The sequence below is a fragment of the Phreatobacter sp. genome, from assembly GCF_030691135.1.
Classification (GTDB): Bacteria; Pseudomonadota; Alphaproteobacteria; order Rhizobiales; family Phreatobacteraceae; genus Phreatobacter.
This window is the reverse complement of the sequence record NZ_JAUYFA010000114.1, coordinates 1-13,030: the sequence shown is the minus strand read 5'-3', so window position 1 is coordinate 13,030 and position 13,030 is coordinate 1. Positions and strand designations below refer to the sequence as shown.

Sequence of the window (13,030 nt, the reverse complement as noted above, 5' to 3'; positions counted from 1 at the left end):
CCCTCAGGCGTTGGCCGCTCGCAGCGCCCGGTCGATATCGGCATAGAGGTCGTCGACCGCCTCGAGGCCGACCGACAGGCGCAGCAGGTCCGTCGGGCAGGGCGAGCCGGCGCCCTCGATCGAGGCGCGATGCTCGATGAGGCTCTCGACGCCGCCGAGCGAGGTCGCCCGCTTCCACAATGCAACGCGGGCAGCGGTGGAGACGGCCGCCTGTTCGCCGGCCTTCACCCGTACCGACATCATGCCGCCGAAGCCGCCCTGCATCTGCCGCGCGGCGAGCGCGTGCTGCGGGTGGGAGGCAAGGCCCGGATAGAGCACGTCGGCGACCATGGCATGGGCCTTCAGCTTCTCGGCGAGGGCAAGGGCGGCCCTGGCCTGCGCCTCGACCCGCACATGCAGGGTGCGCATGCCGCGCATCAGCAGAAAGGCCTCGAAGGGGCCGAGGATCTGGCCGTGCATGGAGCGGACGCGCCGGACCTTCGCCCAGAACTCGTTCACCTCCCGCGTGACGAGAGCCCCGGCGACGACGTCGGAATGGCCATTCAGATATTTCGTCGCGGCATGCATGACGATATCGGCGCCGAGCGTCAGCGGCCGGGTGAAGACCGGCGTCGCCACGGTGGAATCCACCGCGCAGATGGCGCCGGCGGCATGGGCGATGTCCGAGATGGCGGCGATGTCGGCGACGGTCCAGAGCGGGTTGGAGGGTGTCTCCAGCCAGACGAGCCTGGTCTTGCCGGGCACGACCGCGGCCTTCACGGCGGCGAGGTCGGTGGTGTCGACGAAGCTGGTCGTATAGCCATAGGTGACGGCGTCGTTCATCAGCCAGTTGCGCAGCGCCCAGTACATGATCGTCGGCGCGACGATGTGGGCGCCGGCCGGCAGAGCCATGACCACGGCGGTCGCCGCCGACATGCCGGAGCCGAGCAGCAGGGCCTCGGGCCCCTCCTCCAGCGCCGCCAGAATCGCCTCGCACTGGCGCACCGTCTGGTTGTCGGGCCGGCCATAGACGAAGCCGTTGCGGTACTGGTTGTCGGGATCGCGGATGAAGGTGGTGGCGACATGGATCGGCGTCACCACGCCATGCGTCTCGGCCTCCTCCCAGCCCAGCGCCTGGGCGGCGAGCGTGCGTGGCTGGAGGCCGGAGGACTTGTCGGCGGTCATGGGGCTATCCTGGTCAGGCGGGGACGTGCCTCGTGCGGCCTTGAGACCGGCGAGGCGTTCCATCATCCGCAACTACATTTCCGGTATCGTGGAATCAAGCGGCGTTGCGAGGAGCTTGTAAAGCACGATGACAGAATTCGGTTCGCGCGGCTAACATGGCGCGATGTTCATCCCCCTCTCCGATCACAATCCCCACCGCCACATCACCGCGCCCTATGTCACTTTCGCGCTGATCGCCCTCAACGTCGCGGTCTTCCTGCTGACGACCGGGCTGGTGCCGTCGCAGTCGGCCAATGCCAACATGCTCGGCCTCGGGCTCATTCCGGCCGTCGTCACCGAACAGGCGCATCTGGCGAGAGAACTCGTCATCGTGCCGGCCTGGGCGACCTGGCTGACCTACATGTTCATGCATGCGGGATGGATGCATCTCATCGGCAACATGCTGTTCCTCTGGGTCTTCGCCGACAATATCGAGGACGCCATGGGCCACTGGCGCTTTTTCGTCTTCTACCTGCTGTGCGGGCTGATCGGCGGCGCCGCGCATCTCGTCATCAATCCGGCCTCGCAGGCGCCGCTGGTCGGGGCGTCGGGGGCGGTCTCGGGCGTGCTGGCGGCCTATCTCCTGCTGTTCCCGCGGGTCCGGGTGTTCGGGCTGGTCTTCAACATCCTGCCCCTTACGATCCCGGTCTGGCTGGCGCTGGGCACCTGGATCATGCTGCAGGTCTATCACCTGTTCACCACCCAGGGCGGTGCGACGGCCTGGTGGGCGCATATCGGCGGCCTCGTGGCCGGCGCAGCGCTGGTCGGCCTGATGAAGAGCCGCGACGTCGTCTTCTTCAGCCACCAGCGGCAGCTGCCGGTCACGGTCCCGGGCATTCCCCTGCGTCGCGGATGATCGCCGACGGCATTTTGCCTCGCCGCGGCCTTTCGCCTACACAGTCGGGAACAATCGGGCGCGCCCATGCATTGGGCATCGATTCGGGGGAGCGCATGGCATTCGGCGGACAGACCGCGACGGCGATCGCCGGCCCCGAAGGCGGGCGGCTCACGGCGCCATATTTCGACACGCTTTCGCCCGAAGGCCGCCCATCGCGCCAAGCACAGGTGCTGGTCACCTCGCGGCCGGGCCGGCCGAACGGATTTGCCAGAATGGTCGCAAAGTTCATCGACGATGCCATGCTGAACGGCTCCGTCATCCGCAGGGATGGGGCCACCGGCATGACGCGGCGATGACGGCCTGAACGCCAGGATCGGAATTTCGTGGACGTCGCCCCGCTCGTCTCGGCCTACCGCTACCGTTTCCACGTCCTCGACGCCTATGGCGGTCGGATGGGCGGCCTCGCCCGTCCCAGCGGAACGATCGAGGAGGCGCTGCGCCAGGCGGCGGCGGAACTCAAGCTGGTGGCCGATCCGCCCGGCCAGCTCAAGCGCCTCGCCCACCGGATCAATGCCGAGACGCGTGCCGCGCTGCGCGACGTCATCGCCCGCGCCGAGAACGACCTCGCGATCGCCATCACCCGTTTCGGAACCGATATCGGCGCCCCTCCAACGGGCCCGCATATCGACCTCAGGGCCTCGCTGGACGGGCTCGACCGCGCCTATCGGGCGAGCGACCCGGCCCCCGATGATTTCGACGGCTGGTACGACCAGCTCGATTCCCAGATCTCGCACCTCTCGGCACTGATCCAGCTCGAGAAGGAGCTCGATGTCGCCCGCGGCGGCGGCGCACAGGTCCGCCTGCCGGACCCGTCGCCCCGGCGGCTGAAATGGTTTCTGGTGATCCTGGTCGTCGCCGCACTGGCGGCCCTGGGGATCGCCGGCCTGACGGCCTTCAACATGCAGGGCGGCGGAACCGCGGCGACGCCCCCCGTGCCGCCAATCGGCGGCGCAGAACAGCCGCGGCTCGTCCGCACCGTGCCGATCACGGTGTCGCCGCCGACGGCTGCAGAGAGCGCGCCGGCCGTGGGGACAGCGGACGCCTGCCGTGTTCTTGAGATGGAGATCGCCCCCGCGGGCGCCAACCTCCTCGATGCCCCGCTCGGCGGCCAGCCCGTCGTCCGGCTGGAGGCGGGGGAAAAGGTTCAGCTCCGTCAGGTCATCGACATGGGGCCGACGCGGCTCGTCGAGGTCGAGGTTCCCGCGCGGTCGGCGCGTGGCTTCATCGGCGAGCGGGAAGTCCGCCTGCCGGTCATGACCTGGTCCTGCGACCGCTGACGGCCCGGCGGGCGAAAGCCGCGTCAGATGCCCGCGATCTCGTTCATGGCGCGGGCGAGCGCGATGTCCCTGGCCGTCAGCCCACCGGCGTCGTGGGTCGACAGCGTGACCTCCACCGTCCGGTAGACATTGAACCATTCGGGATGGTGGTCCATCGCCTCGGCGGCGAGCGCCACGCGGCTCATGAAGCCCCAGGCCTCGGAGAAGTCACGGAAAGCGAAGCGCCGGGTGATGGCGTCACGGCCCTCCACGGCGATCCAGCCGGAAAGCGAGGCCATCGCCGCGCGTCGTTCGTCGTCGGTCAGCCTGCCGGCCATGAGGATCTCCACCTTCGGTTCGTCCCTCTCCCGCGGCCGAGCATGGCCGAAAAAAACGGGCCGGCGCAGAAGCGCCGGCCCGCACGTTCGCGTCGGAGGGGATGACCGAACGTTTCCATCGGCAGGACCGATGGTGCTCGACACGATCGGACTGACCCCGGGGGGCTGGGGGGCTGAAGAGTCCGGGGCAGCGCCGATCGGGCGCCGAGGCAACGGCTCGAAGCTCGTGCCCGCTCTTGACCCCACCGGGGCCGAATTGGGGCGGTACCATGGCATGTCTCACCGCGGCGTGATGGCCGGCCATGGTTCAACCGGGCTGGCTGCACGGCAGGACGAGCGGCTCGTGCCCGGTCGCGGCGAGGAAGGCGACGAGATCGTCCCGTCCGATCGAGGTCGTCGCGGTGTTTTCCAGCGGATGATAGTTGAGGACCGGGTGCTCCATCATCGCCGCGTCGAGCACGACGGTGACCCGCTGCCCGGTGTCGCAGAGCGCGCCGAAGGGCGTGACCGAGCCGGGCTTGACGCCCCAGACCTCTTCCAGCAGTTCGCCGGACCCGAAGGACAGCCGTCCCGCGGCGCCGATGACCTCGTGCAGGCGCTTCAGGTCGATCACCGCGTCGCCGAGGGCGACGACCAGGAAGAGCCGGCCCTTCTTGTCCTTGAGGAAGAGGTTCTTGGTGTGGCCGCCGGGGATCGCCTCCTTGACGTGGCGGCTCTCGGCCACGGTGAAGACGGCCTCGTGTTCGTGGGTCGTGGTGGCGATGCCGAGCCGGTCGAGCAGGGCGAAGAGGGCGGCGCGGCGCGCGGCGATGGTGGTCATGGCGGCGACGCTAGGTGCCAAGGGCGGTGCGGATCAGCCGCAGGGCGTCCTCGCTCGCCCATTCGGCCGGGCCGGCGAGGAAGCCGAGCTCGCAGCCATTGGCGTCGATGAGCAGGGTCGTCGGCATGCCGAAGGCGCGGCCCGCCGCCTTCAGGTCCTGGAAGATGCGGGCGCTGTGGTCGGCGTAATGGGCCATATGGCGGATGCCGTTGTCGGTGAGCCAGGTGGCGGCGCGGTCGGGGTTGCGCGTGTCGATGTTCACCGCCACCACCTCGAAGGTCTGCCCGCCCAGCGTCTGCTGCAGGCGGTCGAGGGCCGGCATCTCGTGGCGGCAGGGCGCGCACCATGTGGCCCAGAGGTTGAGGAGCACGACGCGGCCGCGGAAATCGGCGAGGGTGACGTCGCGCCCGTCCGGCGCCTTGAATGCGAGGTTGGGTGCGATCATCGGCGCGGTCGTCACCTTGAAGGCCGCGAGTTCGCCGCGCGCCAGGGGCCCGAGGTTGGCGGCGACGGTGCGGGCGGCGTTGCAGGCCTCAGCCGACGCATTGCGCGCGGGCCCGCCTGTCCAGTAGAAGGCCAATGCGCCGGCGCACAGTCCGATCAGTCCTGCTGCGAGGATGGTCATTCTGGCGCGGGACAAGAGCGAATTCCTTCTTCCTTCGGGGACGCGACGATGACCGTAGCCGACAAAGCCGGCAATTCCATGTGGGGCGGCCGTTACGCCTCGGGCCCGGCCGCCGTGATGGAGGACATCAACGTCTCGATCGATTTCGACAAGCGACTGTATAGGCAGGACATCGCCGGCTCGAAAGCCCATGTGGCCATGCTGGCCGCTCAAGGCATCGTGAGCCGCGATGACGAAGCCGCGATCACCCGCGGGCTCGACCAGGTCCTGGCCGAGATCGAGGGCGGCAGCTTCGTCTTCAAGCGCAGCCTCGAGGACATCCACATGAACGTGGAGGCGCGGCTCGCCGAGATCATCGGTGCACCGGCCGGCCGTCTCCACACCGCGCGTTCGCGCAACGACCAGGTGGCGACCGACTTCAAGCTCTGGGTGCGCGACGCCGCCGACGGGCTCGACGCGCAGCTGAAGGACCTGCAGAAGGCGCTGGCCGAAAAGGCGCTGGCCGACGCCGCCACGGTGATGCCGGGCTTCACCCATCTGCAGGTGGCCCAGCCGACCACCTTCGGCCATCACCTGATGGCCTATGTGGAGATGGTCGGACGCGACAGGGGGCGGATCACGGACGCGCGCCGCCGCCTCAACGAGAGCCCGCTCGGCGCCGCCGCCCTCTGCGGCACCTCCTTCCCCATCGACCGGCACATGACGGCGGCCGCCCTCGGCTTCGACAGGCCGACCGCCAATTCGCTCGATTCGGTGGCCGACCGCGACTTCGTCATGGAAGTGCTGGCTGCGGCGACGATCACGGCGGTGCACCTGTCGCGCCTCGCCGAGGAGATCGTCATCTGGTGCTCCTCGCCCTTCTCCTTCGTGACGCTGTCGGACGCCTTCTCCACCGGCTCGTCGATCATGCCGCAGAAGCGCAACCCCGACGCCGCCGAACTGGTACGCGCCAAGGTCGGCCGCATCCTCGGCGCCTTCAACGCCATCGTCGTGGTGCTGAAGGGCCTGCCGCTGACCTACCAGAAGGACATGCAGGAGGACAAAGAGCCGACCATGGATGCGCTCGCCTCGCTGTCGCTGGCGATTGCCGCCACGGCCGGCATGGTGCGAGATCTCAAGGCCAATGCGCCGGTGATGAAGAAGGCGGCCGGCCAGGGCTACGCGACCGCCACGGATCTCGCCGACTGGTGCGTCCAGGCGCTCGGCATCCCCTTCCGCGAGAGCCACCATATCGCCGCCAAGGCGGTCGGGGTCGCTTCGGCCAAGGGCCTGCCGCTGCACAAGCTGACGCTCGCCGACATGCAGTCGGTGGACGCGCGCATCACCGCCGAGGTGTTCTCGGTGCTGTCGGTGGCGAAGTCGGTCGCCAGCCGCGTCAGCTATGGCGGCACCGCGCCGAAGAACGTCAGGGCGCAGGCCAAGCGCTGGCTGAAGACGCTGGGCTGAGGGGGGCGGCCGGCGCTGTTTGGAAGAATGCCCCAACCGCACCCTCCCCTCGCGTGATCGAGGGGAGGGCGCGGGCGGGGCATGGTTGCCTAGTGCGACGCCCCTCCGAAAAAATCCCGAACCCTGTCGAACCTTTCTCCCGCCTCCCGCCACCCATGGTCACGCCGCAGCACGGGCCGCGGACATGACACGGGGGAGACGATCCATGTTCATCCAGTTCGACATTCGAAAGTCGGCTCTCACGCTCCTTGCTGCCGCAGCTTTGTCGACGGGCGCCGGGATCGCCTCCTCCGCCCATGCTTCCGCGCTCGCCGCCAGCGCCCGCCTCGCCGTCCCGGCCATGACCTCGCAGACCGAGTACGGCACCGACGACGACGGGTCCGGCAAAGGCCATCGCCTCACCCGCCCGGCCAATCGCTTCAATGGCTCCGTCGGCACACCCGGCCCGACCGCAGGCACGCACCAGGGGCCGTGAGCGCGCCCTGGCCCGAATATGACAAAGGCCGGGTTGCCCCGGCCTTCGTTCATGTCCGCGGGCTGGAGCCCTCAGAGCCCCAGTTTCTTCTTGCGCTGGCCGAGCGTGCGCAGGCGCAGCGCATTCAGCTTGATGAAGCCGGCGGCATCGCGGTGGTCATAGGCGACGGCGCCTTCCTCGAAGGTCACCAGGTCCTGATCGTAGAGCGAATAGATGCTCTCGCGGCCGATGGTGATGACATTGCCCTTGTAGAGCTTCAGCCGGACGGTGCCGGTGACAAATTCCTGGCTCTTGTCGATCAGCGCCTGCAGCATCTCGCGCTCGGGCGAGAACCAGAAGCCGTTGTAGATGAGCTCGGCATATTTCGGCATGATCTCGTCCTTGAGATGCGCCGCGCCGCGATCGAGCGTGATGCTCTCGATGGCACGATGGGCCATCGAGAGGATCGTGCCGCCCGGCGTCTCGTACATGCCGCGCGACTTCATGCCGACGAAGCGGTTCTCGACGAGATCGAGCCGGCCGATGCCGTTGATCTTGCCGAGTTCGTTGAGCTTGGTCAGCAGGGTCGCCGGCGACATGGCCTGGCCGTCGATGCCGACGGGGTCACCTTCCTTGAAGTCGATGGTGATGACGGTCGCCTTGTCAGGGGCGCTCTCCGGGCCATCGGTGCGCGAATAGACGTAGTCCGGCACTTCCAGCGCCGGATCTTCCAGTACCTTGCCCTCGGACGAGGCGTGCAGGAGGTTGGCGTCGACCGAGAACGGGGCTTCGCCGCGCTTGTCCCTGGCGATCGGGATCTGGTGCTGCTCGGCGAAGGCGATCAGCTGCTCGCGTGAGCGCAGGTCCCATTCGCGCCACGGCGCGATGATGGTGATGTCCGGCTTCAGCGCATAGTAGGAAAGCTCGAAGCGCACCTGGTCATTGCCCTTGCCGGTGGCGCCATGGGAGACGGCATCGGCGCCGACCTGTTCGGCGATCTCGATCTGGCGCTTGGCGATCAGCGGCCGGGCGATCGAGGTGCCGAGGAGATACAGGCCCTCATACATCGCGTTGGCGCGGAACATCGGGAAGACGTAGTCCTTTACGAAGGTCTCGCGCAGGTCGTCCATGAAGATGTTCTCAGGCTTGATACCGAGCAGCAGCGCCTTGTCGCGCGCCGGGCCGAGTTCCTCGCCCTGGCCGAGGTCGGCGGTGAAGGTGACGACCTCGCAGCCATAGGTGGTCTGCAGCCATTTCAGGATGATCGAGGTGTCGAGGCCGCCCGAATAGGCGAGGACGACTTTCTTGACGGACTTCTGCGCGGCCATGAGTGGGTTTCCAGGGCGGTCGGAGGGGGTTGCGTCGGCTTAAAGAAGCCGCGCCCGCGTGGCAAGCCGCACGGGCGTCAGGGCCGCCCGCCGACGACGCGCCGGAGCGGCGCACCGAGCCTGCCGAGACGGGCGGCGAAGTCCGCCTCGGTCGGCGCCTGCGGGCGTCGGTAGAACCAGCGATAGGCGAAGGCGATGATGAGCAGCGTGAGCAGGATCGCGATCAGCGTGTCGGAGAGGAAATGGCCGCCGAAGGCGATGCGCAGGCCGGAGACGACGGCCGTATAGCCCGCCACCGCCGCAAGCAGGGGCAGGCGCGCCGGCGGCGGGGCAAGGAGGGCGGGGGCGGCCAGCCAGGCGGCGCCGGAGGCCTCACCGGAGACGAAGGAGCAATTGGTGACGCATTGCCGGCCGTCGCCGGGCTGCCACCATGGGGTGAAGCGCCAGGAACCGCCGAGTTCGGTGACATGGACCGGTCGGGCGCGCTCCCAATGTTCCTTCAGGATGCCGTTGACGAGAAGGACCGGGGCGGCGAGCAGTGTCAGGAACAGGAAGGCGGCGGCCCTGGCCGACATGAACTGGCGCGAGGCCGGCAGAAGGATGTGCTGGATCAGCGAGACGAGGGCGGCGATGCCGATGACGATGGTCGGCCACATGCTGATCCGGCGCAGGAAGGCGGCGGCGCCGTGCTGGCCGAGCCAGAACCCGTCGGCGGGCGTCCAGAACCAGCTGGCGACCGTCAGGTCGTCCTGCGGGAAGACGGCGATGACGGCGATCACGATGGACATCGCGACGACGGCGGCGATGAAGAGGGCGCGGATCAAGGCGGTTTCCGGTCTGACGGCGGGAGTGGCGTTCTACAGCGATGCCCGCAGCGGGCCAAGGCTCACGAAGGCGAGTCCGGTTCAGCGCTGGCATCGTGCCGCATGATCAGCGGCATCTGGGCGATGGCGAAGATCATCGTCAGGGGCATGATCCCCCAGACCTTGAAGGCGACCCAGAAATCGGTCGTCTGGGTGCGCCAGACCACCTCGTTGATGCCGGCGAGCAGGAAGAAGAAGAAGGCCCAGCGCCAGGTGAGCTGGCGCCAGCCCTCGTCGGTCAGCGTGAAGACCGAATCGAGCACCAGCTTGAGGACATTGCGGCCGGTGAGACCGGCCCAGACCAGCACGACGCCGAACAGCGTGTTGACGATGGTGGGCTTCAGCTTGATGAAGAGGTCGTCGTGGAGCAGCAGCGTCAGGCCACCGAAGACGGTGACCACGACCGCCGAGACCAGCGGCATGACCGGCAGCTTGCGGATCAGCGACCAGGTGACCGCCAGCGAGGTCAGGACGGCGACGACGAAGATGCCGGTGGCGAGGAACAGGCGCTTGTCGGGCGCCACGCCGAACCAGCGGTCGCCGTAGGAATTGACGAGGAAGAAGATCACCAGCGGGCCCATTTCGAGGGCGAGCTTGGCGAGCGGGGCGAGTTCGCGCTTTTCGGTATGCGTCATCAGCCTTGGAGCCATGGACAAATTGTCGGGCGAGTCTAGCGTGCGCGCGGCGTCGAGACCACCGTGATCCGACGCGACCGTGCTGGAGCGCCATTTTGTCCTACGTCTTCGAACCCGCCGCCCGCCCCGCCCTGCCGATCGTCGGCACCGACAAGCTGTTCCCGGTGCGCCGGGTCTATTGCGTCGGGCGCAACTATGCCGCTCACACGCGCGAGATGGGCGGCGACCCGACCCGCGAGCCGCCGTTCTTCTTCAACAAGGCGGCGGACGCCCTTCAGCCGGTGCCGCACGGCACGACGGTCGACCATCCCTACCCGCCGAAGACGGCCAACTACCATTTCGAGCTCGAAATGGTCGTCGCCCTCGCCAAGGGCGGCAAGGACATCCCGGTCGACAAGGCGCTGGACTGCGTCTTCGGTTATGCGGTCGGCCTCGACATGACCCGCCGCGACCTGCAGGACGAGGCCAAGGCGCTGAAGCGTCCGTGGGAACTCGGCAAGTCGTCGGATCTCTCCGGTCCGGTCGGACCGCTCTATCCGGTCGCCCAGGTCGGCCAGAAGCTGAAGGGTCCGATCTCGCTCGCCGTCGACGGCGTCGTGAAGCAGAAGGCCGACCTTTCCGACATGATCTGGTCGGTGGCCGAGCAGATCTCCTTCCTGTCGACCTATTTCGAGGTCTTCCCCGGCGACATCATCTTCACCGGTACGCCGGACGGCGTCGGCGCGGTCACCCGCGGCCAGACCATGGTGGCGACGGTCGAGGGTCTCGGCGAAATCAGCCTGAAGGTCGTCTGAGGGCTTCCTCGCGGTTCAGACAACGGGACGCGGTTGCCGCCGGCAGCCGCGTCTTTTTGTTGTCGGGCCCGACCAAAGAAAAGGGCGGCCCGGGGGCCGCCCTGATGCTGGGGATCGCAGCGCTTCCGCCGTCACAGCGAGCGCTTGATCTCCTCGACGCGGTAGCACTCGATGATGTCGCCGGCGCGCATGTCCTGGTAGCTCTCGAAGGCCATGCCGCATTCCTGGCTGACCTGGACTTCCTTGACCTCGTCCTTGAAGCGCTTGAGCGTCGACAGCTTGCCCTCGTGGACGACGACGCTGTCGCGGATGAGGCGGACATTGGCACCGCGCTCGACACGACCGTCGGTGACGCGGCAACCGGCCACCTTGCCGACCTTGGTGATGTTGAACACCTCCAGGATCTCGGCATTGCCCAGCATGGTCTCGCGCAGTTCGGGCGCGAGCAGGCCGGACATGGCGGCTTTGATGTCGTCCACCAGGTCGTAGATGATGTTGTAGTAGCGCACCTCGATCCCGGCCTGTTCGGCCGCCGCACGCGCTTCCTTGTGGGCGCGCGTGTTGAAGCCGATGATGACCGAGCCGGCCGTCTGGGCGAGGCCGACATCACTCTCGGTGATGCCGCCGACACCCGACAGGATGACACGGGCCGCCACCTCGTCGTTGCCGAGCTTGCCGAGAGCACCGACGATGGCCTCGACCGAACCCTGCACGTCGCCCTTGATGATGAGCGGGAATTCCTTCTTGCCCGCGCCGGCCTTGAGCTGGCTCATCATGTCGGCGAGGGAAGAACGGCCGGCGCCGAGGCGTGCTGCCGCCTTCTCCCGCTTCAGGTTGGAGCGGTAGTCGGTGATCTCGCGGGCACGGGCCTCGCTGATGACGACCGCGACGCGGTCGCCGGCTTCCGGGGTACCGTTGAAGCCGAGCACCTCGACGGGGACCGAAGGACCGGCACCGTCGGTCGATTCGCCCTTGTCGTTGATCAGGGCGCGCACGCGGCCCCACTCGGCGCCGGCGACGATGATGTCGCCGGGATGCATGGTGCCGCGCTGGATCAGCACGGTGGCGACCGGACCGCGGCCGCGGTCGAGCTTGGCTTCGATGACCGTGCCCTCGGCGAGGCGCAGCGGATTGGCCTTCAGTTCGAGCACTTCGGCCTGCAGCTGGATGAGTTCCAGCAGCTTGTCGAGGCCCTGACCGGTCTTGGCCGAGAGTTCGACCTCGAGCACGTCGCCACCGAGGCTCTCGAGCTGCACCTCGTACTGGAGCAGGTCGGTCTTGACCTTCTCCGGCCGGGCGTCGGGCAGATCGATCTTGTTGATCGCGACGATCAGCGGAACCTTGGCGGCCTTGGCGTGATTGATCGCCTCGACCGTCTGCGGCATGACCGAGTCGTTCGCGGCGACGACGAGAACGACGATGTCCGTCACCTTGGCGCCGCGGGCACGCATGGCGGTGAAGGCCGCGTGGCCCGGCGTGTCGATGAAGGTGACAAGGCCGCCGAGCGGGGTCAGCACCTGATAGGCACCGATATGCTGGGTGATGCCGCCGGCCTCGCCGGAGACCACGTTGGTCTTGCGCAGCGCGTCGAGCAGCGAGGTCTTGCCGTGGTCGACGTGGCCCATGATGGTCACGACGGGGGCGCGCCCCTGCAGCATCTCCTCCGGATCGGGCGAATCGAACAGGCCTTCCTCGACGTCCGATTCGGCGACGCGGCGAACCGTATGGCCCAGTTCCTCGGCAATGATCTGGGCGGTGTCGGCATCGATCACGTCGGTGATCTTGTGCATCGCGCCCTGCTTCATCAGCATGCGGATGATGTCGACGGCCCGCTCGGACATGCGGTTGGCAAGATCGGCGATGGTGATCGTCTCGGGGATCGTCACCTCGCGCAGGATCTTTTCCTTCTGCTCGGTCGGACGACGCCCCGTCATGCGCTGCACGCGGCGGCGGAAGGAGGCTTCCGACCGCATGCGGTCGGAGGAATCCTCAAGCGCGTTGGTCAGCGTCAGGCGGGTACGGCTCGGCGCATCGGCCGCCGGGCGCTCGGGGCGGGTCGGGGGCGGCGCAACCTTGCCTCCGGGGCCACGGCGAACGCCGCGCGGACCGTCATCGTCGTCACCCGGCGTGCGCGGGCGGCCGGCGGAGGGCGGACCCGAACGCATCGGACCTGCACCTTCGGGACGGGTGGGAATGGCGCTGGCGGCCGGGGCGCCGAACTGGCGCGGCGGGCGCGGGCTGTCGAGGCGCGGCGGACGGCCGTCGACACGCGGCGGACGGTCGCCGAAGGGACGGTCGCCCTGCGGACGGTCGCCATAGGGGCGGTCACCCGGGGGACGCGGGGCGTAGCCACCCTCGCGCGGCGGCGGA

General features: G+C 68.2%; 14 protein-coding genes. 6 read left to right on the top strand and 8 right to left on the bottom strand.

What is annotated here, in order from left to right:
- Positions 1 to 3: 3 nt before the first annotated feature.
- Positions 4 to 1,164, bottom strand: coding sequence for a PLP-dependent aspartate aminotransferase family protein (locus Q8O26_RS20550; protein ID WP_305579069.1), 1,161 nt, complete (start codon positions 1,162 to 1,164; stop codon positions 4 to 6).
- A 163-nt stretch (positions 1,165 to 1,327) separates the two neighbouring features.
- Between Q8O26_RS20550 and Q8O26_RS20545 the strand changes: the two genes are divergently transcribed.
- From Q8O26_RS20545 to Q8O26_RS20535, 3 genes are read left to right on the top strand one after another with little or no spacing between them, the layout of a single operon-like run.
- Positions 1,328 to 2,059, top strand: a complete 732-nt coding sequence (locus tag Q8O26_RS20545) for a rhomboid family intramembrane serine protease (protein WP_305579067.1) — start codon at positions 1,328 to 1,330, stop codon at positions 2,057 to 2,059.
- A complete protein-coding gene (locus Q8O26_RS20540; RefSeq protein ID WP_305579065.1) occupies positions 2,056 to 2,397 on the top strand; it encodes a hypothetical protein in 342 nt (113 codons plus the stop codon). The genes Q8O26_RS20545 and Q8O26_RS20540 overlap by 4 nt, the downstream gene beginning before the upstream one ends.
- Positions 2,398 to 2,424: 27 nt before the next feature.
- Complete coding sequence (locus tag Q8O26_RS20535; RefSeq protein WP_305579063.1) at positions 2,425 to 3,378, top strand: hypothetical protein; 954 nt, start codon at positions 2,425 to 2,427, stop codon at positions 3,376 to 3,378.
- A 23-nt stretch (positions 3,379 to 3,401) separates the two neighbouring features.
- Here the strand turns inward: Q8O26_RS20535 and Q8O26_RS20530 are convergent, their stop codons facing one another.
- From Q8O26_RS20530 to Q8O26_RS20520, 3 genes are all read right to left on the bottom strand, one after another.
- Positions 3,402 to 3,695 (bottom strand): 4a-hydroxytetrahydrobiopterin dehydratase, encoded by a 294-nt coding sequence (locus Q8O26_RS20530; protein WP_305579061.1) that lies wholly within the window; start codon positions 3,693 to 3,695, stop codon positions 3,402 to 3,404.
- Positions 3,696 to 4,002: 307 nt separating this feature from the next.
- The gene (locus Q8O26_RS20525) at positions 4,003 to 4,515 is read right to left on the bottom strand and encodes a prolyl-tRNA synthetase associated domain-containing protein (RefSeq protein ID WP_305579059.1); all 513 of its coding nucleotides are present in this window, start codon (positions 4,513 to 4,515) and stop codon (positions 4,003 to 4,005) included.
- A 10-nt stretch (positions 4,516 to 4,525) separates the two neighbouring features.
- Positions 4,526 to 5,155 (bottom strand): TlpA disulfide reductase family protein, encoded by a 630-nt coding sequence (locus Q8O26_RS20520; RefSeq protein ID WP_305579057.1) that lies wholly within the window; start codon positions 5,153 to 5,155, stop codon positions 4,526 to 4,528.
- 33 nt (positions 5,156 to 5,188) lie between these two features.
- Here Q8O26_RS20520 and argH point away from each other — a divergent pair, with 33 nt between their 5' ends.
- Together argH and Q8O26_RS20510 are read left to right on the top strand one after the other, a co-directional pair.
- Positions 5,189 to 6,586, top strand: coding sequence for an argininosuccinate lyase (gene argH / locus Q8O26_RS20515; protein WP_305579055.1), 1,398 nt, complete (start codon positions 5,189 to 5,191; stop codon positions 6,584 to 6,586).
- Between the two features lie 205 nt (positions 6,587 to 6,791).
- Positions 6,792 to 7,061, top strand: a complete 270-nt coding sequence (locus Q8O26_RS20510) for a hypothetical protein (protein ID WP_305579053.1) — start codon at positions 6,792 to 6,794, stop codon at positions 7,059 to 7,061.
- A gap of 71 nt (positions 7,062 to 7,132) precedes the next feature.
- On the opposite strand, the gene Q8O26_RS20505 is transcribed toward Q8O26_RS20510, so the two are convergent.
- The 3 genes from Q8O26_RS20505 to Q8O26_RS20495 all read right to left on the bottom strand — a co-directional run bounded on the left by Q8O26_RS20505 (position 7,133) and on the right by Q8O26_RS20495 (position 9,866).
- Positions 7,133 to 8,368 (bottom strand): argininosuccinate synthase, encoded by a 1,236-nt coding sequence (locus tag Q8O26_RS20505; RefSeq protein ID WP_305579051.1) that lies wholly within the window; start codon positions 8,366 to 8,368, stop codon positions 7,133 to 7,135.
- Positions 8,369 to 8,445: 77 nt separating this feature from the next.
- A complete protein-coding gene (locus Q8O26_RS20500) occupies positions 8,446 to 9,192 on the bottom strand; it encodes a phosphatase PAP2 family protein (RefSeq protein ID WP_305579049.1) in 747 nt (248 codons plus the stop codon).
- A gap of 62 nt (positions 9,193 to 9,254) precedes the next feature.
- The gene (locus Q8O26_RS20495; RefSeq protein ID WP_305579047.1) at positions 9,255 to 9,866 is read right to left on the bottom strand and encodes a septation protein A; all 612 of its coding nucleotides are present in this window, start codon (positions 9,864 to 9,866) and stop codon (positions 9,255 to 9,257) included.
- 95 nt (positions 9,867 to 9,961) lie between these two features.
- Between Q8O26_RS20495 and Q8O26_RS20490 the strand changes: the two genes are divergently transcribed.
- Complete coding sequence (locus Q8O26_RS20490; RefSeq protein WP_371134614.1) at positions 9,962 to 10,660, top strand: fumarylacetoacetate hydrolase family protein; 699 nt, start codon at positions 9,962 to 9,964, stop codon at positions 10,658 to 10,660.
- A 131-nt stretch (positions 10,661 to 10,791) separates the two neighbouring features.
- Here Q8O26_RS20490 and infB read toward each other — a convergent pair.
- Positions 10,792 to 13,030: translation initiation factor IF-2 (gene infB, locus Q8O26_RS20485; RefSeq protein WP_305579045.1), on the bottom strand; the 2,239-nt coding region annotated here is incomplete at its 5' end.